Raw genomic sequence first — 24,458 nt, forward strand, 5'->3', positions numbered from 1 at the left:
GTCCGCGGGCATTCGCGCCGCCGTCAGCCCGCGGGCATTCGTGCCTCCCCCAGAGGGGCCCCCAGGGTGGCACGGGTGGGCGCGGGCGGCACCCCGTCAGCGCCGGCTGCGCACCCCACCCCCGCCCAGCCACAACGTCGGCGTCCTCCGCCTCACGTGCCCACAGCTCACGCCTCCGCAGGAACCGCCTCCGAAGCCCCACCCCGCGTAACAACCCGACTCCGCCCCAGCCACGGCCGATCCTGCACCTCAGTCAACTGCCGCCCCAATCGCACCGCCAACACACTGATCCCCAACGAGAACAGCAGAAACGTCACGACATACGGCCCGTGCAGCGCGGCCCCCATCGGCCCACCCACCGCCGGCCCAACCGCCAACGCAAGCTGCTTCACCAGCGCGAACGCCGAGTTGTACTGCCCAGCCATCCCCACCGGCGCAAGATCGGCAACCAGCGGAGCCACCGTCGGTGACAACATCGCCTCACCCAGCCCGAACAGCGCATACGTCGAGATGAACGCCGCCGTAGCCATCTCCTGGCTACCGTGCCCCAACCCCGCATACCCGGCCACGACCCACGCGACGGCCCAGATCAGCCCGACCACCGCGATCACCCGCGACCGCCGCCGACGCTCGACGAACCTCAGCACGGCGAACTGCGCCACCACGATCATCGCGGTGTTGGCAGCCAGCGCCGTCCCCAGGGCAGACGTAGAAATCCCGGCCGCCTCGACCCCGTACGCACTCAGCCCCGACTCGAACTGCCCGTAGCACGCAAAGAACAGCACGAACCCCAACACACACAGCTGCACCATCGCCCGGTTACCCAGCAACTGCTTCCAGCTGCCTTTCGCCGACCGCCCCGGCGCATCCCCGATCCGCGGCGAGTGCGGCATCCGCACCGTCGCCATCACCACGACCAGCAGCAGGAACATCGCCGCCTCGATCGCGAACAGCAGCGTGAAGGACGAGACCCGGGTCGCGTCGACGAGATGACCACCGATGAGCCCGCCGACACCCAGCCCCAGGTTCTGCAGGAAGAACTGCATCGCGAACGCCCGAGACCGCGTCTCCGCCGACGAACAGTCCACGATCATCGTCGCCAGCGCCGGCTGCATCACGGCCTGCCCGGCCCCGAGCGCCCCCGCCGACAGCAGCACAGCCACCGCATGGCCCGCGAACCCCAGGCTCAGCGCCCCCAGCGCGGCGGTGACCAGGGCGGCGAGCAGCACCGGCAGCGGGCCACGCCGGACGATGGCCCGCCCGGCGAACGGCAGCACGACCAGCGCGGCCACGGCGAAGACGGCGAGTACGAGCCCCGCCGTCATGGCCCCCAGTCCCCGCACCTGCGCCACATAGACGTACAGGTAGGGGACGGTGAAGCCGAGCCCGAACGCGCTGAGTGCGTTGCCCACGTGGATCCGGCGCATTGCTGCGCCCATCGCCCTGGTCACGTCCACCTCTCTCAAGTACTTGCGAGCGTCACTAGTTAGGGATGAAGACTTCACCCCTAAACTTCGAAGCTAAAGAGTACATACAGAAGGACTTCAACGCCAAGCAGGACCGTGCGATACTTCCCCCATGGGCGACACCACCGGCACCGGCGTCACCGAGCCGACACTCGAAGAACAGATCGCCGCCTACCAGCGCGAGTTCCGGGACCTCGACCCCCAGGTCGAGAAGATCGTTTCAGCACTCTCCCGCCTGAACCGCCGTATGAACGTCGCCTACGGCCGCCAGACCGCCGCGCTCGGCATCAGCAACGCCGAGTGGGAGGTCCTCAAGGCCCTTGTCCTCTCCGGCGCCCCCTACCGCATGGGCCCCAGCGACCTCGCCAAGCGCCTCGGTCTCACACCGGCCGCGATGACCCATCGCATCGACCGCATGGTCGCCGAGGGTCTGGTCACCCGGGAGCGGGACGAGACCAATCGCGTACGGGTGATCGTGGAGTTGACCCCCGAGGGTCGTGAGAAGTGGCTCGAGGCCATGCGATTGGCGTCGGTCTTCGAGGAGGACCTCCTGCAGGACCTGTCCCCGGACGAGCGAACAGTCCTCGGCGAGGTCCTGACCAGGCTCCTGCGCAGGGTGGAACACGCCCAGCCGGACGCCGGCGGCCGCCTCAGCGACCTGGACTGAAGCGGGCGTAAAAGATCTTGACAGGGGGAGCTTGACAGTCCCCTACCCGATCCGTAAAGTTCTTCGGGTTGCCACGGAGCCGTAACGGTTCTGCGGCAGCACCTCCCGCCGCGAAAGCGGCAACTCAAACCACCAGCACGATCTCCCGACGGGGTTGATTTCGGCGCGCCCGAATTCAATTCGAGTGGGACTCGGCGGCCCGATTGGGAATCACCGAGAGAATCCGCTAAGGTTTGAGGCGTCGGAACGGCCCAACGGCCGGGAAGGCAAACCCCGCTGACTGGGAGTCAGACCCGAAGGGTCTGATAGAGTCGGAACCGCCGGAAAGGGAAACGCGAAAGCGGGAACCTGGAAAGCACCGAGGAAATCGGATCGGAAAAAGATCTGATAGAGTCGGAAACGCAAGAACGAAGGGAAGCCCGGAGGAAAGCCCGCGAGGGTGAGTACAAAGGAAGCGACCGTTCCTTGAGAACTCAACAGCGTGCCAAAAGTCAACGCCAGATATGTTGATACCCCGTCTCTCCCGTTCGGGAGGGCGAGGTTCCTTTGAAATAACACAGCGAGGACGCTGTGTGCGAGGGGATTATTCCTCCCCTCGCACCGCTCTCGTGGTGTTGCACCGGATCACCGGTAAACATTCACGGAGAGTTTGATCCTGGCTCAGGACGAACGCTGGCGGCGTGCTTAACACATGCAAGTCGAACGATGAACCACTTCGGTGGGGATTAGTGGCGAACGGGTGAGTAACACGTGGGCAATCTGCCCTGCACTCTGGGACAAGCCCTGGAAACGGGGTCTAATACCGGATATGAGCCCCCGCCGCATGGCGGGGGCTGCAAAGCTCCGGCGGTGCAGGATGAGCCCGCGGCCTATCAGCTTGTTGGTGAGGTAATGGCTCACCAAGGCGACGACGGGTAGCCGGCCTGAGAGGGCGACCGGCCACACTGGGACTGAGACACGGCCCAGACTCCTACGGGAGGCAGCAGTGGGGAATATTGCACAATGGGCGAAAGCCTGATGCAGCGACGCCGCGTGAGGGATGACGGCCTTCGGGTTGTAAACCTCTTTCAGCAGGGAAGAAGCGAAAGTGACGGTACCTGCAGAAGAAGCGCCGGCTAACTACGTGCCAGCAGCCGCGGTAATACGTAGGGCGCAAGCGTTGTCCGGAATTATTGGGCGTAAAGAGCTCGTAGGCGGCTTGTCACGTCGGGTGTGAAAGCCCGGGGCTTAACCCCGGGTCTGCATTCGATACGGGCTAGCTAGAGTGTGGTAGGGGAGATCGGAATTCCTGGTGTAGCGGTGAAATGCGCAGATATCAGGAGGAACACCGGTGGCGAAGGCGGATCTCTGGGCCATTACTGACGCTGAGGAGCGAAAGCGTGGGGAGCGAACAGGATTAGATACCCTGGTAGTCCACGCCGTAAACGGTGGGAACTAGGTGTTGGCGACATTCCACGTCGTCGGTGCCGCAGCTAACGCATTAAGTTCCCCGCCTGGGGAGTACGGCCGCAAGGCTAAAACTCAAAGGAATTGACGGGGGCCCGCACAAGCAGCGGAGCATGTGGCTTAATTCGACGCAACGCGAAGAACCTTACCAAGGCTTGACATACACCGGAAACGTCTGGAGACAGGCGCCCCCTTGTGGTCGGTGTACAGGTGGTGCATGGCTGTCGTCAGCTCGTGTCGTGAGATGTTGGGTTAAGTCCCGCAACGAGCGCAACCCTTGTCCCGTGTTGCCAGCATGCCCTTCGGGGTGATGGGGACTCACAGGAGACCGCCGGGGTCAACTCGGAGGAAGGTGGGGACGACGTCAAGTCATCATGCCCCTTATGTCTTGGGCTGCACACGTGCTACAATGGCCGGTACAATGAGCTGCGATACCGTGAGGTGGAGCGAATCTCAAAAAGCCGGTCTCAGTTCGGATTGGGGTCTGCAACTCGACCCCATGAAGTCGGAGTTGCTAGTAATCGCAGATCAGCATTGCTGCGGTGAATACGTTCCCGGGCCTTGTACACACCGCCCGTCACGTCACGAAAGTCGGTAACACCCGAAGCCGGTGGCCCAACCCCTTGTGGGAGGGAGCTGTCGAAGGTGGGACTGGCGATTGGGACGAAGTCGTAACAAGGTAGCCGTACCGGAAGGTGCGGCTGGATCACCTCCTTTCTAAGGAGCACTTCTCACCAACTCCGGTTGGTCAGAGGCCAGTACATCGGCGAACGTCTGATGCTGGTTGCTCATGGGTGGAACGTTGACTACTCGGCACACTTGATCGTCTTCTCCTTCTAGTACTGCTCTTCGGAGCGTGGAACGTTGAGGGAAGCGGGGAGTGTGTCGGGCACGCTGTTGGGTGTCTGAGGGAATGAACTTTCCTCGGTCGCCGGCCCCAGTGCACTCGGACCGTAAGGGTTCGGGGTGATGGGTGGCTGGTCGTTGTTTGAGAACTGCACAGTGGACGCGAGCATCTGTGGCCAAGTTTTTAAGGGCGCACGGTGGATGCCTTGGCACCAGGAACCGATGAAGGACGTGGGAGGCCACGATAGTCCCCGGGGAGTCGTCAACCAGGCTTTGATCCGGGGGTTTCCGAATGGGGAAACCCGGCAGTCGTCATGGGCTGTCACCCATACCTGAACACATAGGGTATGCGGAGGGAACGCGGGGAAGTGAAACATCTCAGTACCCGCAGGAAGAGAAAACAACCGTGATTCCGGGAGTAGTGGCGAGCGAAACCGGATGAGGCCAAACCGTATGCGTGTGAGACCCGGCAGGGGTTGCGTATACGGGGTTGTGGGATCTCTCTTCCACGGTCTGCCGGCCGTGGGACGAGTCAGAAACCGTTGATGTAGGCGAAGGACATGCGAAAGGTCCGGCGTAGAGGGTAAGACCCCCGTAGTCGAAACATCAGCGGCTCGTTTGAGAGACACCCAAGTAGCACGGGGCCCGAGAAATCCCGTGTGAATCTGGCGGGACCACCCGCTAAGCCTAAATATTCCCTGGTGACCGATAGCGGATAGTACCGTGAGGGAATGGTGAAAAGTACCGCGGGAGCGGAGTGAAATAGTACCTGAAACCGTGTGCCTACAAGCCGTGGGAGCGTCGGACATCAGCTTGCTGGTGTCTCGTGACTGCGTGCCTTTTGAAGAATGAGCCTGCGAGTTTGCGGTGTGTTGCGAGGTTAACCCGGGTGGGGAAGCCGTAGCGAAAGCGAGTCCGAACAGGGCGATTCAGTAGCGCGCTCAAGACCCGAAGCGGAGTGATCTAGCCATGGGCAGGTTGAAGCGGAGGTAAGACTTCGTGGAGGACCGAACCCACCAGGGTTGAAAACCTGGGGGATGACCTGTGGTTAGGGGTGAAAGGCCAATCAAACTCCGTGATAGCTGGTTCTCCCCGAAATGCATTTAGGTGCAGCGTCGTGTGTTTCTTGCCGGAGGTAGAGCACTGGATAGGCGATGGGCCCTACCGGGTTACTGACCTTAGCCAAACTCCGAATGCCGGTAAGTGAGAGCGCGGCAGTGAGACTGTGGGGGATAAGCTCCATGGTCGAGAGGGAAACAGCCCAGAGCATCGACTAAGGCCCCTAAGCGTACGCTAAGTGGGAAAGGATGTGGAGTCGCACAGACAACCAGGAGGTTGGCTTAGAAGCAGCCACCCTTGAAAGAGTGCGTAATAGCTCACTGGTCTAGTGATTCCGCGCCGACAATGTAGCGGGGCTCAAGCGTACCGCCGAAGTCGTGTCATTGCAGCAATACGCCCAACGGCGGCTGTGATGGGTAGGGGAGCGTCGTGTGCCGGGTGAAGCCGCGCCGGAAGGCAGTGGTGGACGGTTCACGAGTGAGAATGCAGGCATGAGTAGCGATACACACGTGAGAAACGTGTGCGCCGATTGACCAAGGGTTCCTGGGTCAAGCTGATCTGCCCAGGGTAAGTCGGGACCTAAGGCGAGGCCGACAGGCGTAGTCGATGGATAACCGGTTGATATTCCGGTACCCGCTGTGAAGCGTCAAACATCGAGCATCGTGATGCTAAGGCCGTGAAGCCGCCCTGATCTCTTCGGAGTTGAGGGGAGTGGTGGAGCCGCCGAACCAAGCGGTTAGTAGGTGAGTGATGGGGTGACGCAGGAAGGTAGTCCATCCCGGGCGGTGGTTGTCCCGGGGTAAGGGTGTAGGACGCAAGGCAGGCAAATCCGCCTTGCATTAAGTCTGAGACCTGATGCCGAGCCGATTGTGGTGAAGTGGATGATCCTATGCTGTCGAGAAAAGCCTCTAGCGAGTTTCATGGCGGCCCGTACCCTAAACCGACTCAGGTGGTCAGGTAGAGAATACCGAGGCGTTCGGGTGAACTATGGTTAAGGAACTCGGCAAAATGCCCCCGTAACTTCGGGAGAAGGGGGGCCACATCCGGTGATGAGCTTCGCGCTCTGAGCTGGGGGTGGCCGCAGAGACCAGCGAGAAGCGACTGTTTACTAAAAACACAGGTCCGTGCGAAGCCGTAAGGCGATGTATACGGACTGACGCCTGCCCGGTGCTGGAACGTTAAGGGGACCGGTTAGCTCACCTTCGGGTGGGCGAAGCTGAGAACTTAAGCGCCAGTAAACGGCGGTGGTAACTATAACCATCCTAAGGTAGCGAAATTCCTTGTCGGGTAAGTTCCGACCTGCACGAATGGCGTAACGACTTCTCGACTGTCTCAACCATAGGCCCGGTGAAATTGCACTACGAGTAAAGATGCTCGTTTCGCGCAGCAGGACGGAAAGACCCCGGGACCTTTACTACAGTTTGATATTGGTGTTCGGTTCGGCTTGTGTAGGATAGCTGGGAGACTGTGAACTCTGGACGCCAGTTCAGGGGGAGTCGTCGTTGAAATACCAGTCTGGTCGTGCTGGATGTCTAACCTGGGTCCGTGATCCGGATCAGGGACAGTGTCTGATGGGTAGTTTAACTGGGGCGGTTGCCTCCTAAAGGGTAACGGAGGCGCCCAAAGGTTCCCTCAGCCTGGTTGGCAATCAGGTGTTGAGTGTAAGTGCACAAGGGAGCTTGACTGTGAGACCGACGGGTCGAGCAGGGACGAAAGTCGGGACTAGTGATCCGGCGGTGGCTTGTGGAAGCGCCGTCGCTCAACGGATAAAAGGTACCCCGGGGATAACAGGCTGATCTTCCCCAAGAGTCCATATCGACGGGATGGTTTGGCACCTCGATGTCGGCTCGTCGCATCCTGGGGCTGGAGTCGGTCCCAAGGGTTGGGCTGTTCGCCCATTAAAGCGGTACGCGAGCTGGGTTTAGAACGTCGTGAGACAGTTCGGTCCCTATCCGCTGTGCGCGCAGGAGTCTTGAGAAGGGCTGTCCCTAGTACGAGAGGACCGGGACGGACGAACCTCTGGTGTGCCAGTTGTCCTGCCAAGGGCATGGCTGGTTGGCTACGTTCGGGAGGGATAACCGCTGAAAGCATCTAAGCGGGAAGCCTGCTTCGAGATGAGGACTCCCACCCACTTGATGGGGTAAGGCTCCCAGTAGACGACTGGGTTGATAGGCCGGATATGGAAGCCCAGTAATGGGTGGAGTTGACCGGTACTAATAGGCCGAGGGCTTGTCCTCAGTTGCTCGCGTCCACTGTGTTGGTTCTGAAACCACGAACAGCCCCATACCCAGGTCACGGGTATGGCGCGGCAAAGTTCACAGTTTCATAGTGTTTCGGTGGTCATAGCGTGAGGGAAACGCCCGGTTACATTCCGAACCCGGAAGCTAAGCCTCACAGCGCCGATGGTACTGCAGGGGGGACCCTGTGGGAGAGTAGGACGCCGCCGAACAATCATTGGGAAAACCCCCGTGCCGTCCGGCACGGGGGTTTTCTGCGTTACGGTGGCGCCCATGAGCATCAGCACCGATGAGCGGTACGTCGTCCGGTCCATACGTGCTGACGAGTGGCCGGCGGTGAAGGAGCTGCGGTTGAGGGCGCTGCGGGATCCGGTGGCGCATCTTGCCTTTCTGGAGACGTATGAGGAGGCCGCTGCCCGGCCCGACTCCTTCTGGCAGGAACGGGCGGCGAGGGGTGCCGCGGGAGCGGTAGCGGCGCAGCAGATCGTTGCTGAGGGACCTGGCGGGGAGTTGGTCGGGACGTTGACCGTGCTGGTCGAGGAGCCGGGGACGACGGACTGGGCCGGGTTTCCCGTCGAGCGGCGGCAGGGGCATGTCGTGGGCGTGTACATGCGGCCCGAGCACCGTGGGTGCGGGCTGACCGAGCTGCTCTTCGACGAGGCCCTGGAGTGGGCCTGGAGGCGGGGGCTGGAGCGGGTGCGGCTCATCGTGCACGAGGACAACGGGCGGGCGCAGGCCTTCTACCGGAAGGTGGGGTTCGAGCCGAGTGGGGTGACCGTGCCGCTGGACGGACAAACGGGCGGCTGTGAGCGGGAGTTCGTTCTCGAAAGAGGGTGAACGAGAGAGGGTGACGTCAGACCGGCAGCTCGTCGTGCGGCCAGCGGGAACGGGCCTGTTCGCGGGAGCGGATGAGGGCCAGGGTGGGGAGGCCCTGGTCCGGTCCGGACGCGAGCAGGGACGGGAGTTGGGGGAGCGGGGCCACGGCCGCGATGTCGTCGAGGACGAGGGTCAGTGGTGGGTCGAGGCGACCGGAGGATGACCGTTCGGCCATGCGCCGGCCGCGCTCGACCACGCTGGAGACGAGGGCCGTGAGGAGAGGCATCGCGCCGGGGTTCGTCCTGGGGTCCTCGATGGATTCACCGACCATATAAAGCGTGCCCCCTTCGTCGATGAAGGAATCCAAGGTGAGCGCATCAGTTCGGTTTGGGGTGCATGCCTCGCGGACGTTCACCGTGAACAGTGAGGACAGGGCGCGACTGGTCAACTCGTGAGCCATGTCGCGGCGTTCGGGGTGCGCGGTGAGGGCGGCCTCGAGTTCGCCGGCGGCGCCGGGGGCCGCCTTGGCGTGCGTACGCAGGGTGCGTACGGCTTCCTGGATCTGGGTGCCCTGGGACCAGCGGTGGACGTGGCGGATGGTGCGGTTGTCGAGGGCGGCGGCGTGGAGGTAGCTGCGGAGCAGCGTCTCGGCGGTGTCGCTGACGGCCTGGTCGATCTTGGCGGTGGGGCGGACCGGCGTGAGGAGGGCGGCGGCTCTTGCTGTTGCCGTCGGCTTGTCCTCGCAGCCTGTGGTGGGGGACCAGTGGAGGCGGGCCGGGGTGTCGCAGCGGTGGGTGGGGTCGTAGAGGAGGACTGGACCGAGTTTTGATCTGGCGTCCTTGGTGTCCTGCCAGAGGGTGGGGTTCGATGTGACGACGAGGGCGGGGCCTTCCGCGTCGCGGATGGCCTGGGCTGCGGTGGAGTGGCGGATTTCCGCCGGCATCACGAGGATTTTCTCCCATCCGCCCACCCGTTCACCGCCGAACAGGGATGTGAGGGGCTCCGGGTGCGGTGACGTTGGGCGGAGTGGCGCCGTGGTATCCGGGTCCGGGGCTCTTCTCGGGGTGGGGACCTCGTGCGGCCGGTCCCGGTCCGTGATGGGTGCCTGCTCTGCCGGGGCCCGGGACTGTTGCGGCTCGATCGTCGGGGCCGGGGTGACGTTCTTGTCGTCCTCGGAGCGGCCCGTCGGCGCAGACCTCTGTCTCGCCCGTACCGCCTTCCACCGCTCCAGCGTCCCCATCACGAACACCGTCAGTACGACCAGCACCATCAGCTGACCGATGAACAGCCCCCAGAACAGCCCGTACCCGGAGAGCTGCGTCCCCGGCGTGTGGGGCCAGGCGCCGGTGATGTCGTGGGGCTCGGCGACGAGGTGGCGCATGGCCAGGGGCGTGCGGGTGAAGGTCACGCCGGACGGCCAGGCGCCGTGGGAGAACCAGCCGGCGAGGCCCGTGGCCGACCAGACCAGCAGCGTCATGCCGAGCAGGAACGCGAGTATGCCGATCAGCAGGCCGTCGGGGATACCGCCCTGGCCGTCCCGCCGGTGGTCGTCCGGTCTCACGCCGCCCTCCTACGCCACCGTCGACTCGGAGTCGCCGAGGTGCTGTTCCATGAAGGCCGCCGCCCGCTCCTCCGCCTCCAGCTCGGCGGCGCGCAGGGCGTCGTCGGCGAGTTCGCTGGAGGACTCGGTCATCGCCCGGTCGGTGAAGACCAGCGGGCGTTCCGTCTCCGTGACCAGGTGTTTGACGACCTGGACGTTGCCGTTGACGTCCCAGACGGCGATGCCGGGAGTGAGGGTCGGGATGATCTCGACGGCCCACCGCGGCAGACCCAGCACCCGGCCCGTCGCCCTCGCCTCGTCCGCCTTCTGGGCGTAGATGGTCCGGGTCGATGCCATCTTCAGGATCGCCGCGGCCTCCTTCGCCGCTGCCCCGTCCACGACGTCGGACAGGTGGTGCACGACCGCCACGAAGGACAGGCCCAGCCGTCGCCCGAACTTCAGCAGCCGCTGGAACAGCTGCGCCACGAAGGGGCTGTTGATGATGTGCCAGGCCTCCTCGACCAGGAAGATGCGCTTCTTCCGGTCGGGGCGGATCCAGGTGTGCTCCAGCCATACGCCGACGATCGCCATCAGGATCGGCATGGCGATGGAGTTGCGGTCGATGTGGGAGAGGTCGAAGACGATCAGCGGGGCGTCGAGGTCGATCCCGACCGTTGTCGGGCCGTCGAACATGCCGCGCAGGTCACCGTCGACCAGGCGGTCCAGGACCAGCGCCACGTCCAGGCCCCACGCCCGTACGTCGTCTATGTCGACGTTCATCGCCTCGGCGGACTCCGGCTCGGGGTGCCGTAGCTGCTCCACGATGTCGGTCAGGACCGGCTGGCGCTCGACGATGGTCTCGTTGACGTAGGCGTGCGCGACCTTGAGTGCAAAGCCGGACCGCTCGTCCAGCCCATGCCCCATCGCGACCTCGATGATGGTCCGGAGCAGGGCGAGCTGACCCGTCGTCGTGATCGCCGGGTCGAGCGGGTTGAGGCGGATGCCGTGGTCGAGGGCGGCCATCGGGTCCAGGCGGATGGGAGTTATCCCCAGTTCCTGGGCGATGAGGTTCCACTCGCCGACGCCGTCCTCGCCCTGCGCGTCGAGCACGACGACCTGCCGGTCCCGGAAGCGCAGCTGTCGTAGGACGTATGTCTTCTCCAGCGCCGACTTGCCGTTGCCGGACTCGCCGAGGACCAGCCAGTGCGGGGCGGGGAGCTGTTGGCCGTAGAGCTGGAAGGGGTCGTAGATGTAGCCCTTCCCGGAGTACACCTCGCGGCCGATGATGACGCCGGAGTCGCCGAGGCCGGGGGCGGCGGTGGGGAGGTAGACCGCCTGCGCCTGGCCCGTGGAGGTGCGTACGGGCAGCCGGGTGGTCTCGACCTTGCCGAAGAGGAAGGACGTGAAGGCTTCGGTGATGGCGGAGAGCGGGTCCCGCATCAGGGCATCAACCCCTACCTTCGGATTCCGGTGGCGAACGGGAGCGTGTTCACGAAGGCCCGGTGGTGCTCGCGGTCGCACCACTCCAGCTTCAGATACGACTTGCCGGCCGAGGCCCTTATCGTCCGCTTGTCGCGCGCCAACGCCTCCGGGGTGCGGGAGGAGACGGTGATGTAGCCGACCAGGTTCACCCCTGCCGCACCGCTCGCCAGATCTTCTCCTCGCTGGTCGAGACGGTTGTGGGCGGCGACGTCGCGCGGGTCGACGGTACGGTTCATCTTGGCGGCGCGGGAGGCTTCGGCCTCGTCGTTCGTCTTCTCGGTCAGCATGCGTTCGATGGCTACCTCGGTGGGTTCGAGATCCATCGTCACGGCGACCGTTCGGATGACGTCCGGGGTGTGGACGAGGAGGGGCGCCAGGAAGTTGACGCCCACCGGGGTCATCGGCCACTCCTTCACCCAGGCCGTGGCATGGCACCAGGGGGCGCGGGTGGACGACTCGCGGGTCTTCGCCTGGAGGTACGTCGGCTCCATGGCGTCCAGCTCGGCCGGCCAGGCATTGCGTTTCGTCATTGCCTGGATGTGGTCGATCGGGTGGTCCGGGTCGTACATGGAGTGGATGAGCGAGGCGAGCCGTCCCTGCCCGAGTGGCTGCCGTACGCGGATGTCGGCCTCCTGGAGGCGCGAGCAGATGTCCGTCAGCTCGCGCGCCATGACGACCGCCAGCCCGGCGTCCCGGTCGACCTTGCCGCCGCCGTGGGGGCGGGCGGCACGGGCCATCGCATGGGCCTCGGCGGCGAGTTCACGGGTGTAGTGCATACAGGCGACGAGATACGCGCGGTGCTGCTCGCTGCTCGTCGACACCATCGACTGGAGCTGGTCGTACGACTGCTGCAGCCAGGACGGGGCCCGGTCGTCGCCGCGTACGGCCACGTCCTTGGCGTGGGCGTCGGGGTCGGCGGGGAGGGTGCGGGCGAGCATCTGCAGCCGGGTGACGAAGCCGTCGCCGTTGGCCACGTGCTTGAGGAGGGTGCCGAAGCGGTCGACGAGGGCTTCCTGGTCCTCGGAGTCGCGCAGACCGACGCCCGGGCCCTCGATCTCGATGGCGGCGGTCACCGTCTTGCGGTCCGCGTGCAGCAGTACGGCGATCTCGTCGGGCCCGAAGGGTGCGGCGAGCCAGGTGATGCGGCCGATGCCGGGGGGCGGGCCGATCTCGAGCTCCAGCCCGTCGAGACGCGTGCCGGCCTCGATGGCGGCCGATCGGTAGGTGGCGCCCGAGCGGAGGGTGCGCTTGTAACTGCGGTTGATCTCGAACCACTTGTAGAACGTGCGGTGCTTGTACGGCACGTAGACCACCGCCAGCGCGACCAGCGGGAAGCCCATCAGCAGCACGATGCGCAGGGAGAGGACCGGGACGAGAAGCCCGCACATCATGCCCAGGAACGCGCCCGCGATGATCAGCGCGATCTCGCCGGTCTCGCGGTTGCGGCCGACGATCGCGTTCGGCCGGGCGCGGCCGATCAGATATGTACGGCGGGGCGTGACCGGATGGGACAGGTGGGACTCGGTCGTCAACGCCCTTCACCTCCCGTGCGGTTGGGACTGCTGTTGCGGGTGTTGCTGGCGTGCGGGGTGTTCACCGGGCTGGACGAGCGCGGCGCGGGTGCGGCGGACGGAACAGATCCACCGCCTCCGTGCGAGGGGCGCGAGCTGTGCGCGGCGACCCCGCCGGACGCCTGGTTGGCGGGGCGGGGGGCGGTGTTGGCGCCGGACTGGCCGCTGTTGTTGTCGGCGCGGGTGCTGTGGGTCTTGATGCCCTGGGCCACCAGGGTCGCCGGGGAGCTGATGACGGCGGCGGCCTTTCCTTCGGCGCTCTGCATGATGCGGTTGTTGCGGGAGCCGGCGATCTCGTCGCCGAAGCCGGGGACGAAGCGGTAGATCATCGCGGAGGCGAAGATGGCGAGCAGGATGATCGCAAGGCCGGAGACGACGGCGGAGAAGGCGTCGGGGCCGTCGTCGGCGGAGAGTGCGCCGGCGAGGCCGAGGACGATGACGATCACCGGCTTGACGAGGATGACGGCGATCATGATGCCGGCCCAGCGGCGGACGTGACCCCACAGGTTCTTGTCGACGAGGCCGGCGTACACGACGGTGCCGAGCAGTGCGCCGACGTAGAGCAGCGCGGCCCTGATGACCAGCTCCAGCCACAGCACACCGGCGGCGAGGATGGAGACCAGGGAGACGACGATCAGCATGATCGGGCCGCCGCCGATGTCCTCGCCCTTCTTCAAGGCGCCGGAGAAGTTGCCGAAGAAGGCGTCCGTCTGGTCGCCGGTGGTTTTCGCCAGGACGTCGGAGACGCCGTCCGTCGCCGAGACGACCGTGTACAGGATCAGCGGGGTGAAGGCGGAGGCCAGGACGGTGAGCCAGAGGAAGCCGATCGCCTCGCCGACGGCTGTGCTGAGGGGGACGCCGCGGACGGCTCGCTTGGCCACGGCCAGCAGCCAGAGGAGGAGGGTGAGGATCGTCGACGCGGCGAAGACGACGGCGTACTGCTGGAGGAACCTGGCGTTCGTGAAGTCGACGTTCGCGGTGTCGTTGACGGCCTCGCTGAGCTTGTCGATGGTCCAGGAGGCGGCGTCGGCGCAGCCTTGGGCGAGGGAGGAGAGGGGGTCGAGGGTGGAGGTGGGGTCGAGGGTGGGGGAGCTGCCGCCGCGTTCGCTGTCGCCGCGTTCGCAGTATTCCTTCGCGGGGCCGGCGATCAGCGAGCAGGGATCCTCGCTGCCTGTCGGCGATGGCGTTGGCGTGGGAGTGGGTGCCGCGAAGGCACGGCTGGCCACCAGCACGGCGGTTGCCTGTGCGGCGGCCACGAGGCCGGTGAGCTTGAGCACGCGGTGCGGGCTACCGGGCATACGTGAACCCTCCGAACTCCTTGACCGCCTTGCCGATCTCGTCGACGCCGGAAACGGGGTTGTCTCCGGCGACGGGAGTCGGGCCAGTCTTCTGGCTGGTCTCCAGGACCTTCCAGTCACCGCTCCAGCTCAGCTTCATGGTCACGGTGAACCACCCGCTGGTCACGGGATTGGTCGAGCCTTCGCCGGCAAGGCCGAACAGGCTGTTGCACCAGACCTCGACAGTGGCCTCGCCATCATTGAAGGACGTGACCTTGGTGCCAGCCGGCAGTGTGCGGTTGACGAAGGTGCTGCCTGCTGGAGCGGCGCCGTCGCCTTTGAGGCCGATCTTCTTCAGGAGGTCTGCTGAATAGTCGGCGTCGAAGCCGGACTGGAGTCGGCCCACCGCACCGGGATCGGCGATTGTCTGCACGATCTCGTGGCGTCTGGACGTATTGAACATGCCGTCAGACCCCAGCGCGGCCGCATAGTTCGCCGCCGCACTCTGCGCCCCCTCCTCGTCATGGGCGTACCCGGTCGGAATCCCGCCCGTCTTGCCCTCCACCGGCCGCTCCCCACTCGCCGCAGTAGGCGCCGCCTCCGGGCCGGAGCCGCCGCTCGCGTCAGTGGAAGGGGAATCGTCTCCTCCCCTGTTGGCGAATGCGATCGCAGCGATCAGCAGCACCACCACCCCCACCACCGTCACGAGGCTGCGCGACGACGAACGGCCGCCCCGCCGCGCACCCCCGTAGGGGTCGCTGTCGGGCAGCCGGGTGCGGGTGTGACCCGTACCTCCGTAACCGCCGGAGGCCTCGTGTTCGTCACCGAGACTCATGCCGCGTACGCCCCCTCGACGTCGTAGCGGAAACCGTCGTACCGACTGAACGCGTAGATGTACGACGGTAGCCGTGCTGGTTCCCGCGCGGGCGCGGTGTGGTGACTCGACATCAGGGACATCAGGGAAACGCAACCTCAACCGGTGGGCACGACGGGCGGGTGGGGTGGAGGGGACCGGACCGGGCGTGCCCGGAGGGGAGGGACGCGGCCTATACGGCCATGCCGTACACGATGGTGAAGAGCGTGCCGAGTGAGCCGATGATGAACACCCCGGTGAGGCCGGCGATGATGAGGCCCTTGCCCTGTTCCGCGCTGAAGGTGTCGCGCAGGGCCGTCGCGCCGATGCGCTGCTTGGCGGCGCCCCAGATGGCGATGCCGAGGCAGATCAGGATGGCCACTGCCATCACGACCTCGATCATCACCTTCGCCTCGTTGCCCAGGCTGCCGAAGGGGCCCCAGTCCGGAGCGATCCCGCCGATGATGGTGTTGATGTCTCCCTCGTCGGCCGCAAAGAGCATGTAAGTCACCGCCCCTGGTGGGTAGTTCCGCAGTCCCCTGCGGTGCGCAGAGGTCAGGCCTCATTCTCGCCGACAATGGCGCTGTCGTATGTCGACTTGGCGTCATCGAGTGGCGGGTTTCGTACGAACACCTCGTATCGTCACTCTGTGTATCACGGCAGGTCACGCCGGGCAACGAGGTGGGAACGAAACCCGTCATGTGGTTCCGTCGTTGTGCTCTTCTGCGCCCCGGAGCCGTTTTTGACGGCCGGTCGGGTGACAGGGTCGTGACGATGTTCTCCGGATGAAGGCTATCTCCCGGTGTGACCTGGCTCGGTGGCGAGGGGTCGGCGGGGCCGGAGTCCGTGCAGGAGATGGTGGACCAGTTCGCCGATGCCGTCGAGTGCGGCCCGGGCCGGGAGCGAGCCGTTGGCGGCGAAGGCGGCGATGCCGTGCAGGGTGGCGCCTGTGATGAGGGTGATGTGCTCGGGGTCCCCCTCGACGATCTCGCCGCGCTGCTGGGCGCCTTCGATGAGGCGCACAAACGGCTCGATTGTTCGCTCGACGGCTGCCGCGAGTTGCTGGGAGACGTCCGGGTCGTGCTTGCGCGCGTACATCAGCTCCAGTAGCGCGGCGTTCTCGATGGCGAATCCGAGGTAGGCCCTGGCGAGATGGGTGAGCCGCTCCTCGATCGGGAGTGCGGGGTCGTCCGCGGTGACCACGGTCTCGGTCAGGCGCTCGAAGCCGGTGAGGGCGAGGGCGTCCAGCAGGGCCTGCTTGTCCTTGAAGTGCCGGCCCGGGGCGGCGTGGCTGACGCCGGTCTCGCGGGCGAGTTCGCGCAGGGACAGGGTGGCGGCCCCCTTCTCCCGCAGGGTGCGCTCGGCGCCGGCGAGCAGGGCTGCGCGCAGGTCTCCGTGGTGGTAGGGGCGGCTCTCGGGCATGCGCACCATCGTATCTCGATGTTGCCGGTGTCACCTTTGTTGATGTCGTCACCATTGTTGTCATTGACAGCATTGTTGGCGCTGCCTACATTGGGAGCATGGCTACGACGCGTAAGCCGGCCCGGCCGGCGAAATGGAACGCAAGCCGCCTTCCCGACCTCACCGGCCGGACGGTGGTCGTCACCGGTGCCAACAGCGGCATCGGCCTCGCCGCCGCGGACGCGCTGGCCCGGGCGGGGGCGCATGTCGTCTTCGCCGTACGGGATCCTGAGCGCGGCCGGGCCGCGGCCGCGGCCGTGAACGGCAGCACGGAGGTCCGCCGCCTCGACCTCGCCGACCTGGCCTCGGTCCGCGCGTTCGCGGAGGGCTGGGAGGCCCGTCCGCTGGATCTGCTGATCAACAACGCGGGCGTGATGATGCTCCCGGAGCAGCGGACCAAGGACGGCTTCGAGATGCAGTTCGGCACGAACCATCTGGGCCACTTCGCGCTGACGAACCTGCTGCTGCCGTACGTCACCGACCGCGTGGTGACGGTGTCCTCGGGCGCCTACCGGTTCGGCGACGGCGTCATCCGCTTCGACGACCTGAATCTGACGTCGGGTTACACGCCGGTGCGCGCCTACGCCCAGTCCAAGCTGGCGAACCTGCTCTTCACCCTCGAACTCCAGCGCCGCCTCACGGAGTCCGGCTCTCCCGTCCGCGCCCTCGCTGCGCACCCCGGGTACGCGGCGACCAACCTCCAGAGCCACGCCGCGAGCCGCGTGAGCCGGGTGGCCATGATGCTCGGCAACCGCTTCTTCGCCCAGGACGACAGGGCGGGGGCCCTGCCGACGCTGTACGTGGCGACGCAGGACCTGCCTGGCGCGAGCTACGTCGGCCCCGACGGCCTGGGTGAGATGCGGGGCGCACCGACCCTGGTGAGCCGCTCGGCTGCGGCGAGCGACCCGGCGGCGGCTCGGCGGCTGTGGACGGTTTCGGAGGAGCTGACGGGCGTGAGGTTCCCGCTGGGGGCGGTGAGCGGGGGCGGTTACTGAACGCCGTTGACGCCCTCCACGAAGTGGTCGAACTCGCCTGCCTGTACGCCGAGTACGAAGGCGTCCCACTTGCGGCGGTTGGTGGTGACCACGTTGCCCGGGTCGCTGGTCTCGCGGATGTAGACGGGGGCGTCGCCGTCCTCTCCTTCGCCGAAGGCGATCTCGATCCAGGGGCCAGGGCCGGTGGCGTCGGGTGGGGCGGCGCGTTCCCAGGTGAGGTTCGGGGGGATTTCACCCACGGTGGGGGCCCTTCTTGAGGGTGGCGAGGAGGGCTTCGAAGGTGGCCGGGGTGGCCTTGAGTATGGCTCCGGTGGGGTCGCTGCTTTCGGTGAGATGGATCGTTTCGGTGGTGGTGGCGACGTGGACGCAGGAGTTGCCTTCGCTGCAGTAGGAGGACTTCTGCCAGTTCATGGGTGCCTCACAGCTCTCGCATCAGATGGTGGACAAGGTCGCGGGTCTTTTCCGGGCTCAGTGCTACGGCGTCGATCCGATCGAAGAGCGTCCGGTATTTCTGTAGCTGAGCCTCGGCATCGAGGAAAGCGACGCCGTGGGACTGGTCGAGCTGGACGGTGTCCAGTTGGGGTACTGGGCCGTACGAGTAATAGATCGACTGTCCGGATCCCGGGTAGGCGCCGGCGTCGAAGGTGATTGCACGCAGGGTGATGTGGTCGCGCTCGCTCATGTCGAGCAGGTACTGCAACTGCTGCCGGGAAACCGTGGGTCCGCCGACCTTCATGCGCAGGGCCGCCTCGTGGACGGTCGCCTCGTATGGGGTGGGGTTGCTCTCTCGGTAGAGGATCGCCTGCCGCTTGATGCGGAACGAGAGGCGGTTCTCGATGTCGGGTGGCGAGAGCTCGGTGACCGCCTGACGGAAGATTTCGAGGGCGTACTCGCGAGTCTGGAGCAAGCCCGGGATGCGAGCCGTGGTGGCGGCGCGCAACGACTGGGCGTGGTGCTCCAGTTCGGCCAGGTCGAGGAGTGCCGTGGGCAGTAGTTCGCGGTACTGCTCCCACCAGCCGCGTGTGCGCTGGGAGGTCATGTCGCCGAGCGCCTGGATGAGGGGCTGGTCGGAGCAGTCGTAGTGGCAGGCGATCGTGCGTACCCGCTCGGGGCTCACGCCTACGCGACCGGCCTCCATGTTGCTGACCTGCGACTGCTTGATGCCCAGGAGTTGACCGGCCTCGGTGGCGCTCAGGCCCGCACGTTCGCGCAGTTTGCGCAGCTCAGCGCCGAACCGCAGTTGGCGACCCGTCGGGTTCCTCACGGGCTTGCCGCCTCCTCGTTGTCACTCACAGGGGTGGTAGTGAATGTGATTAGAAGGAATCGGTTCATGCATTCACTGTGTGCCGCTACCTTACAACTGGGCCCACCGCCCAGAAGTGCCCCGCTCGACGGAGCGGCGAGGTCACTGGGCTCACCTCAACACCCCCTACCTGATCGGACACTTCCATGCCCACCGTATCCCCGCCCTGGACCTACACCCTCCAACTCCCGCACGATCCACGCGCACCGGGCATCGCCCGCGCAACCCTCCGCACCGTCCTCGCCGCCCACGACCTCACCGACCTCACCCCCACCGCGGAGCTCGTCGCCGCCGAACTCCTCACCAACGCGCACCTGCACACCACCGGGCCCTACGCCCTCCGCCTCCACCGCACCCAGCCAGGACTGCTCAGAGTCGCCGTCTGGGACGCCGACCCCCGAGTCCCACCAGGGTTCGCTGAGTCCCCCCTCTCCGCGGCCCCGCCCGACGCCGAGCACGGGCGTGGGCTGCTGCTCGTGCAGGCGTGTGCCGACGCCTTGGGTGTGGAGGTCGGTGGGGTGACGGGCGGAAAGCTGCTGTGGGCCGAGTGTCAGGGGAGTGACCTAAAGTAATGGCGCGTTATCGGAGCGGTGGGGAGGGGAGTCGTGGCGAAGGCCGAGCAGCGACTCGAGAAGACCGCGCGTACCTGCGGGGAGCGTGACGCGGAGGCGGAGAAGCAGGCCGCACAGTACGGTGGAGTCGACGCCGAGCGGGATGTCGGACCTCCCACCGAGCCCGCTCGCCCAGCCGAGGACGCCGACAAGGTGGAGGGACGGAGGCGGCGAGCCATGTCCGTGTCACCGGGCACGTGGCCCCCTCTGCGACCCCGTCCGGGGCATCTGCGCGAGGCCGCCGAGAAGATCGAGGAAGCGACAGGTCTGCGCGTGCAGATCGTGGGAGGGAAGCTCGTGATGTCCCCGACGCCACGTGGCAAGCACGCGGGCGTGGTGAAGCGGGTGCGGAGGCAGCTCGAAGCCGCTGCTCTGCCAGAAGGGCTGGACGTGTACGAGGTGTCCTCGATCGCCCTGCCGGAAGACCCGGACGACTATGTGACGCCGGACTTGATCGTCCTGCCCCTGGAGTGGGAAGAGGACGACGACTGGCTTGCCGCGCCGGAGGACACCGCGCTTGCCGTCGAGGTCATCTCCCGGTCGGAGAAGTCCCGTGAGATCCGGGACAAGGCCGACTGGTACGCCGTGGCCTGCGTCCCCGTCCTCCTCGTCGTCGACCCCCGCAACGGCACCTGGGCCCTGCATACCCACCCGGACAACGGCGCCTATCAGGATGTGTTGCCGGGCAAGTTCGGGGAATCCGTGCGGCTGCCCGAGCCGCTCGGCATCGAGGTCTCCACAGACGGCTTCCCGCTGTACGGCACTTCGCCTCGCCGGCAAGGCCAGAAGGAAAGCTAAGGAGAGCTCCGGGGAGCAGGACGCCGGCGTCTCAGACTTTCGCGTCCCGTCCGGCCGTCGACAGCAACCTTGGCTCCGCCAACCCTGACTCGCACACGCAGTGTCGACTGCAACGATCGTTCGACTGGCCATGTCACTACACGTGCTACGCCGAAGTGACTAGTTGAACTGATGCTGCATCGACGGGGGTTGTGTGGGTCTTGGGGTACACGCTGCTGGGCTGGCTGGACGAGATTCTGGACTTCATCGGGATCACCGTCCGGCCCTCGGCCCCGTATCCCCGTCCGAGTCCGCACCCAACCCCCGGGAGCCCTGACCCATGCCCCGTACCACCCCGCCCCGACCCGTCGATGTTGAAGCGGTCTTCCCCGACCTGGCCACGATGCGTCGGTCCACCACTCGGCTGCATCCGCGTCGCGGCACACCCACGATGCGTGACAGTTCGGTTGGCGGCCCGCTGCTGTGGCCCGCGGACGAGCCGTGGCCGGTCTGCACGATCCCGCACAAGCGTGGCAGCGGCTACCGGTACTCCGAGGTGGTGCGTGAGCGGGAGATCCGGGAGCGGGCCCGACGGCGCGACCCACGAGGGCCGACCGCCGAGGAAGCCGCGGAACTCGCCGGGTTCAAGCGCGGCCGGCACGCCCCGCATCTCGCCGACACGGATCCCATCCCGCTGATAGCGGTGGCTCAGTTGTACCGGCGCGACGTCCCCGGTCTGCCCGGCACAGGGGAGGGGGACCTGCTTCAGGTGTTCTGGTGCGGTTTCGAAAGGCACGGCGACAGCCGCTACGAGCTCCACGTGGAGCTGCGCCAGCGTCACTCGGAGGATGTCGGCGCGCTGTTGGCCGAGCAGCCTGTCCCCGAGGTCGTCGGCCGTCCCGAACTCGTCCCCTCCCCCTGCGTGCTGCATCCCGAGGAGGTCGTCGAGCATCCGTACTTCATGGCTCTCGATCCGGCCCTGCAGGACCGCATCGCCGCATGGGAGGGACCGGAGGACGAGGGTGATCGGTACATCTCGGACCTGTCCACAGCTCCTGGCTGGAAGGTCGGTGGGTACATCGCCTGGCCACTCACGGGACCGCGGACACTGGCCTGTTCCGTCTGCGGTACGGAACTTGCCCCGCTCCTCACAGCAGCCCGGTACGAATGGGACCCCAGCACCACCAGTTGGATCCCGTACGAGGACCGGCAGGACACGGGCATCAGGTGGGCCAACGACCCTACCGAGGTCTCGCCGGGCCGCGGCCGGCTGACCATCGCCGTGTGCCCCCGCGACGCTGGTCATCCGTTCGAGCTGGTCTCTCAATGAGCGGTGGGGGGTTTGGTACTCGACCCGCCTCGCCGAGTCGCGCCGCGGGTACTCCAACTCCCGCGAGTCTCCGATCAGCTGCACCAACAAGGATCCGCGGCTTCACGGTGAAATAACGCCACTCTCACTGGAAATGGCCTTGAACAGCGGCGATATGGGGGAGGGTTGAGCCGTGCGAAAAGTATGGGTGGCCAGTGGTGTCGCGGTCGCGCTGGGCCTGAGCTTCGTGATGCTGCTCGTCGTGGGCGTGTACCTCGTCGCCGGAAACCTCGTCAACGGCGTGAACGGGGCGGGCAAGAAGCTCGCCAAGGGGGCCGTGCCCGCGGCCTATCAGCCCCTCGTGCAGGAGTGGGGCAATATGTGTCCCGCCATCAACCCCGCCCTCCTCGCCGCCCAGCTCTACCAGGAGAGCGGGTTCAACCCGAAGGCCCAGAGCCCGGCGCAGGCGCAGGGGATAGCGCAGTTCATCCCCGGCACCTGGGCCACGCACGGGATCGACGGCGACGGGGACGGGGACCGGGATGTGTGGGATCCGAATGACGCGATTCCGTCGGCCGCTTCGTACGACTGCGAGCTCGCCAAGTACGTGAAGGACGTGCCCGGGGACGCGACGAAGAACATGCTCGCCGCCTACAACGCGGGGGCGTACGCGGTCATCAAGTACGGGGGCGTGCCGCCGTACAAGGAGACCCAGAACTACGTGAAGACCATCACGACCCTCGAGCAGAGCTTCGCCGCGCCCGTCGGCCGCGTCGATCCTTCCGAGCAGGCCGCCGGTGCCATCCACTACGCGCAGGAGAAGCTCGGCACGCTGTACCTCTGGGGCGGCAACGGTACGGCTGAGCAGGGCGGACGGTTCGACTGCTCGGGGCTGACCAAGGCCGCGTACGAGAGTGTGGGGATCACGCTGCCGCGGGTCGCCAATGATCAGTACAACGCCGGGCCGCATCCCTCGCGCGAGGAACTGCTGCCGGGGGATCTGGTGTTCTTCTCGGACGACCTCACCAATTCGCGGGCCATTCGGCACGTGGGGATCTATGTCGGGGGCGGGTACATGATCGACGCCCCGAGGCCGGGGGCTGTCATCCGGTTCGACCCGATCGACACCCCTGACTACTTCGGTGCCACCCGGGTCACCGAAGATGGCGCAAAAGCGCTCCCGGCCACCGCCGGATCCGGGGTGAACCGAACGTGAGCCTCCCCCCTGAGCTGCGATGATGGGTCTCTCTTCGATAACGTCTGCGTGATCATTTAGTGGAGTGTGGAACGCAGTGATGGGAGTCGTGCGTTCCTGTTGACGTAGCCGAGCCACGCGGATCTACACACCACGGGGGTGGCAGAGCGGCGCACGCACCTGTGCCCGCGGAGACGACGACGAAGGGGCCCGCTGCACCATGGCTGGACTCGCACAATCCGGGTCGAACCCTGACGTCGAGTTGCTCTACGACATCAACGGCCTGGCCAAGGACGCACCGTCCTGGTTCGACCGGATCATGGAGTTCGTGGGTGAGTACGGGCTGTTGCTCGCCATGGTGCTGCTCGTGGTGTGGTGCTGGTGGTCCGTGCGCAGGCGTGGTGGCGAGGAGGCGGCCTCCTCCGTCGCCGCGCTCGTGTGGGCGCCGCTGGCGGCCGGTATCGCGGTGCTGGTGAACGTGCCGATACGGGGGTTCGTGGAACGGCCGCGGCCCTTCTTCAGCCACGAAGGGCTGGACGTCCTGGTCTCCGGCAAGACCGACTTCTCGTTCGTGAGCGATCACGCCACCATCACCATGGCCATGGGTGTCGGTCTCTTCGTCGCCCACCGGAAGTTCGGGCTCGCCGGCATCGGGCTCGCCCTGCTCGAAGGGTTCCTCCGGGTCTACATGGGCGTCCACTACCCGACGGACGTCATCGGCGGATTCGCGCTCGGCACGGCGGTCGCCCTGCTGCTGTCGCCGCTGGCCATGGCCTTGCTCACGCCGGTCATGAAGGCCGTCGAGCGGTCGCCGCGTGCGGGTCGGCTGATCCGCCGCCGCTCCTCGGCGGGCGGCCAGGAGACGCTGATCCCGGACACCCGTACGGAACCGGCCGGGTCCGAGGAGCGGGACCTGGCAGCGTGAGGGGCGTGTAGGGGGCGTTCGGCTGTCTCACAGTGCCTGGGGGTACGTGAACACCCGGTTCGGGTCGTAGATCCGCTTCAGCTTCGTCAGACGGGTCGCCGCATCCCCGTAGTACGCCTTCCGCCAGTTCGTCAGGGTCGGGTCCGTGTAGTTCTGTTCTGGTAGGCCGCGCCCGAGGCGTACGGGCGCATCGACCGGTGCGCCGACGTCAGCCAGGACTGGGCCGTCGAGCCGGACGTGCCCGCGCGCCAGGCGGCGATGTACTGGGCCAGCATCCGGGAGCGGCGGTGCACGAAGGCCGTCGCCGTCGGGGAGACGCGGTTGACCGCGCCGCCGAGTGCGGTCAGGGCGATGCTGCCGACGCCACCCCCACGATCGCGGCCGTCCCGCCGCCGATGAACGTCCGCCGCTCCATGGTGCCTCCCCGCTACCGCCCGTCTTCGTCAGACGAGACGGGTCCCCTGCCGCGGGGGTTCCACGGACGCCCGACCGGTCTGTGGGCGGCGCCATATGGTGCTCGTCTCATCCGTGACCGGCCGTGATGACCTGCGTTGTGGAAAGCGTGTAGTTTCGCCCGTGATTCCGCGTATGTACGTGACCGACGAGCTCTCGGAGACAGCGG

General features: G+C 66.2%; 20 protein-coding genes, 3 rRNA genes and 1 pseudogene. 11 read left to right on the plus strand and 13 right to left on the minus strand.

Annotated elements, in window-relative coordinates; translation table 11 throughout:
* Nucleotides 1–167: 167 nt before the first annotated feature.
* Entirely contained in the window at nt 168–1,427 is a 1,260-nt protein-coding gene (locus ACKTSN_RS24770) for an MFS transporter (RefSeq protein ID WP_409474913.1), read from the minus strand.
* Between the two features lie 151 nt (nt 1,428–1,578).
* Here ACKTSN_RS24770 and ACKTSN_RS24775 point away from each other — a divergent pair, with 151 nt between their 5' ends.
* The 5 genes from ACKTSN_RS24775 to ACKTSN_RS24795 all read left to right on the plus strand — a co-directional run bounded on the left by ACKTSN_RS24775 (nt 1,579) and on the right by ACKTSN_RS24795 (nt 8,558).
* On the plus strand, nt 1,579–2,133 hold the full coding sequence (locus tag ACKTSN_RS24775; RefSeq protein WP_129798593.1) for a MarR family winged helix-turn-helix transcriptional regulator: 555 nt from the start codon (nt 1,579–1,581) through the stop codon (nt 2,131–2,133).
* A gap of 637 nt (nt 2,134–2,770) precedes the next feature.
* A 16S ribosomal RNA gene (locus ACKTSN_RS24780) occupies nt 2,771–4,296 on the plus strand.
* A gap of 303 nt (nt 4,297–4,599) precedes the next feature.
* Nucleotides 4,600–7,721 (plus strand): 23S ribosomal RNA (locus ACKTSN_RS24785).
* A gap of 95 nt (nt 7,722–7,816) precedes the next feature.
* Nucleotides 7,817–7,933 (plus strand): 5S ribosomal RNA (rrf, locus tag ACKTSN_RS24790).
* The 16S, 23S and 5S rRNA genes sit together here, the layout of an rRNA operon.
* Before the next feature lie 61 nt (nt 7,934–7,994).
* The gene (locus tag ACKTSN_RS24795; protein WP_409471115.1) at nt 7,995–8,558 is read left to right on the plus strand and encodes a GNAT family N-acetyltransferase; all 564 of its coding nucleotides are present in this window, start codon (nt 7,995–7,997) and stop codon (nt 8,556–8,558) included.
* Between the two features lie 16 nt (nt 8,559–8,574).
* On the opposite strand, the gene ACKTSN_RS24800 is transcribed toward ACKTSN_RS24795, so the two are convergent.
* The 8 genes from ACKTSN_RS24800 to ACKTSN_RS24835 form a co-directional block, all read right to left on the minus strand.
* Nucleotides 8,575–10,098, minus strand: a complete 1,524-nt coding sequence (locus ACKTSN_RS24800; protein ID WP_409471116.1) for a type IV secretory system conjugative DNA transfer family protein — start codon at nt 10,096–10,098, stop codon at nt 8,575–8,577.
* Between the two features lie 9 nt (nt 10,099–10,107).
* On the minus strand, nt 10,108–11,517 hold the full coding sequence (locus ACKTSN_RS24805; protein ID WP_409471117.1) for an ATP-binding protein: 1,410 nt from the start codon (nt 11,515–11,517) through the stop codon (nt 10,108–10,110).
* A gap of 14 nt (nt 11,518–11,531) precedes the next feature.
* Nucleotides 11,532–13,091 (minus strand): SCO6880 family protein, encoded by a 1,560-nt coding sequence (locus ACKTSN_RS24810; RefSeq protein WP_409471118.1) that lies wholly within the window; start codon nt 13,089–13,091, stop codon nt 11,532–11,534.
* Nucleotides 13,088–14,428, minus strand: a complete 1,341-nt coding sequence (locus ACKTSN_RS24815; RefSeq protein WP_409471119.1) for a hypothetical protein — start codon at nt 14,426–14,428, stop codon at nt 13,088–13,090. The genes ACKTSN_RS24810 and ACKTSN_RS24815 overlap by 4 nt, the downstream gene beginning before the upstream one ends.
* The gene (locus tag ACKTSN_RS24820) at nt 14,418–15,242 is read right to left on the minus strand and encodes a hypothetical protein (protein WP_409471120.1); all 825 of its coding nucleotides are present in this window, start codon (nt 15,240–15,242) and stop codon (nt 14,418–14,420) included. Before ACKTSN_RS24820 ends, ACKTSN_RS24815 begins: the two co-directional genes overlap by 11 nt.
* A complete protein-coding gene (locus tag ACKTSN_RS24825) occupies nt 15,239–15,364 on the minus strand; it encodes a hypothetical protein (protein ID WP_409471121.1) in 126 nt (41 codons plus the stop codon). Before ACKTSN_RS24825 ends, ACKTSN_RS24820 begins: the two co-directional genes overlap by 4 nt.
* A gap of 89 nt (nt 15,365–15,453) precedes the next feature.
* A complete protein-coding gene (locus ACKTSN_RS24830; protein ID WP_006136301.1) occupies nt 15,454–15,762 on the minus strand; it encodes a hypothetical protein in 309 nt (102 codons plus the stop codon).
* A 290-nt stretch (nt 15,763–16,052) separates the two neighbouring features.
* Nucleotides 16,053–16,691, minus strand: coding sequence for a TetR/AcrR family transcriptional regulator (locus tag ACKTSN_RS24835; RefSeq protein WP_409471122.1), 639 nt, complete (start codon nt 16,689–16,691; stop codon nt 16,053–16,055).
* 89 nt (nt 16,692–16,780) lie between these two features.
* On the opposite strand from ACKTSN_RS24835, the gene ACKTSN_RS24840 reads away from it, so the two are divergent.
* Complete coding sequence (locus ACKTSN_RS24840) at nt 16,781–17,716, plus strand: oxidoreductase (RefSeq protein WP_409471123.1); 936 nt, start codon at nt 16,781–16,783, stop codon at nt 17,714–17,716.
* Here ACKTSN_RS24840 and ACKTSN_RS24845 read toward each other — a convergent pair.
* From ACKTSN_RS24845 to ACKTSN_RS24855, 3 genes are read right to left on the minus strand one after another with little or no spacing between them, the layout of a single operon-like run.
* Nucleotides 17,710–17,955 (minus strand): DUF397 domain-containing protein, encoded by a 246-nt coding sequence (locus tag ACKTSN_RS24845; RefSeq protein WP_409471124.1) that lies wholly within the window; start codon nt 17,953–17,955, stop codon nt 17,710–17,712. The genes ACKTSN_RS24840 and ACKTSN_RS24845 overlap by 7 nt on opposite strands.
* Nucleotides 17,948–18,127, minus strand: a complete 180-nt coding sequence (locus ACKTSN_RS24850; protein WP_409471125.1) for a DUF397 domain-containing protein — start codon at nt 18,125–18,127, stop codon at nt 17,948–17,950. The genes ACKTSN_RS24845 and ACKTSN_RS24850 overlap by 8 nt, the downstream gene beginning before the upstream one ends.
* Before the next feature lie 7 nt (nt 18,128–18,134).
* Entirely contained in the window at nt 18,135–18,980 is an 846-nt protein-coding gene (locus tag ACKTSN_RS24855; RefSeq protein WP_409471126.1) for a helix-turn-helix domain-containing protein, read from the minus strand.
* A gap of 185 nt (nt 18,981–19,165) precedes the next feature.
* Here ACKTSN_RS24855 and ACKTSN_RS24860 point away from each other — a divergent pair, with 185 nt between their 5' ends.
* From ACKTSN_RS24860 to ACKTSN_RS24880, 5 genes are all read left to right on the plus strand, one after another.
* Complete coding sequence (locus ACKTSN_RS24860; protein WP_409471127.1) at nt 19,166–19,591, plus strand: ATP-binding protein; 426 nt, start codon at nt 19,166–19,168, stop codon at nt 19,589–19,591.
* Between the two features lie 33 nt (nt 19,592–19,624).
* Entirely contained in the window at nt 19,625–20,428 is an 804-nt protein-coding gene (locus tag ACKTSN_RS24865; RefSeq protein WP_409471128.1) for a Uma2 family endonuclease, read from the plus strand.
* 319 nt (nt 20,429–20,747) lie between these two features.
* On the plus strand, nt 20,748–21,737 hold the full coding sequence (locus ACKTSN_RS24870) for a hypothetical protein (RefSeq protein ID WP_409471129.1): 990 nt from the start codon (nt 20,748–20,750) through the stop codon (nt 21,735–21,737).
* Between the two features lie 229 nt (nt 21,738–21,966).
* Nucleotides 21,967–22,932 (plus strand): NlpC/P60 family protein, encoded by a 966-nt coding sequence (locus tag ACKTSN_RS24875; protein ID WP_409474914.1) that lies wholly within the window; start codon nt 21,967–21,969, stop codon nt 22,930–22,932.
* 199 nt (nt 22,933–23,131) lie between these two features.
* Nucleotides 23,132–23,836: a phosphatase PAP2 family protein gene (locus ACKTSN_RS24880; RefSeq protein ID WP_409471130.1), complete on the plus strand. Its 705-nt coding sequence runs from the start codon at nt 23,132–23,134 to the stop codon at nt 23,834–23,836.
* 27 nt (nt 23,837–23,863) lie between these two features.
* Here the strand turns inward: ACKTSN_RS24880 and ACKTSN_RS24885 are convergent.
* Nucleotides 23,864–24,204, minus strand: a pseudogene (locus tag ACKTSN_RS24885) (BBE domain-containing protein); the annotation flags it as partial.
* Nucleotides 24,205–24,458: the final 254 nt, after the last annotated feature.

This window comes from Streptomyces flavusporus (assembly GCF_046267975.1).
In the GTDB taxonomy this organism is placed as follows: Bacteria; Actinomycetota; Actinomycetes; order Streptomycetales; family Streptomycetaceae; genus Streptomyces; species Streptomyces flavusporus.

Excerpts from the sequence above, each read along its gene's own strand:
- ACKTSN_RS24770 (WP_409474913.1), bottom strand. The coding sequence starts at position 1,427 with ATGCGCCGGATCCACGTGGGCAACGCACTCAGCGCGTTCGGGCTCGGC.
- ACKTSN_RS24775 (WP_129798593.1), top strand. The coding sequence starts at position 1,579 with ATGGGCGACACCACCGGCACCGGCGTCACCGAGCCGACACTCGAAGAA.
- ACKTSN_RS24795 (WP_409471115.1), top strand. The coding sequence starts at position 7,995 with ATGAGCATCAGCACCGATGAGCGGTACGTCGTCCGGTCCATACGTGCT.
- ACKTSN_RS24805 (WP_409471117.1), bottom strand. The coding sequence starts at position 11,517 with ATGCGGGACCCGCTCTCCGCCATCACCGAAGCCTTCACGTCCTTCCTC.
- ACKTSN_RS24815 (WP_409471119.1), bottom strand. The coding sequence starts at position 14,428 with ATGCCCGGTAGCCCGCACCGCGTGCTCAAGCTCACCGGCCTCGTGGCC.
- ACKTSN_RS24820 (WP_409471120.1), bottom strand. The coding sequence starts at position 15,242 with ATGAGTCTCGGTGACGAACACGAGGCCTCCGGCGGTTACGGAGGTACG.
- ACKTSN_RS24825 (WP_409471121.1), bottom strand. The coding sequence starts at position 15,364 with ATGTCCCTGATGTCGAGTCACCACACCGCGCCCGCGCGGGAACCAGCA.
- ACKTSN_RS24830 (WP_006136301.1), bottom strand. The coding sequence starts at position 15,762 with ATGCTCTTTGCGGCCGACGAGGGAGACATCAACACCATCATCGGCGGG.
- ACKTSN_RS24835 (WP_409471122.1), bottom strand. The coding sequence starts at position 16,691 with ATGGTGCGCATGCCCGAGAGCCGCCCCTACCACCACGGAGACCTGCGC.
- ACKTSN_RS24840 (WP_409471123.1), top strand. The coding sequence starts at position 16,781 with ATGGCTACGACGCGTAAGCCGGCCCGGCCGGCGAAATGGAACGCAAGC.
- ACKTSN_RS24850 (WP_409471125.1), bottom strand. The coding sequence starts at position 18,127 with ATGAACTGGCAGAAGTCCTCCTACTGCAGCGAAGGCAACTCCTGCGTC.
- ACKTSN_RS24860 (WP_409471127.1), top strand. The coding sequence starts at position 19,166 with ATGCCCACCGTATCCCCGCCCTGGACCTACACCCTCCAACTCCCGCAC.
- ACKTSN_RS24870 (WP_409471129.1), top strand. The coding sequence starts at position 20,748 with ATGCCCCGTACCACCCCGCCCCGACCCGTCGATGTTGAAGCGGTCTTC.
- ACKTSN_RS24875 (WP_409474914.1), top strand. The coding sequence starts at position 21,967 with ATGCTGCTCGTCGTGGGCGTGTACCTCGTCGCCGGAAACCTCGTCAAC.
- ACKTSN_RS24880 (WP_409471130.1), top strand. The coding sequence starts at position 23,132 with ATGGCTGGACTCGCACAATCCGGGTCGAACCCTGACGTCGAGTTGCTC.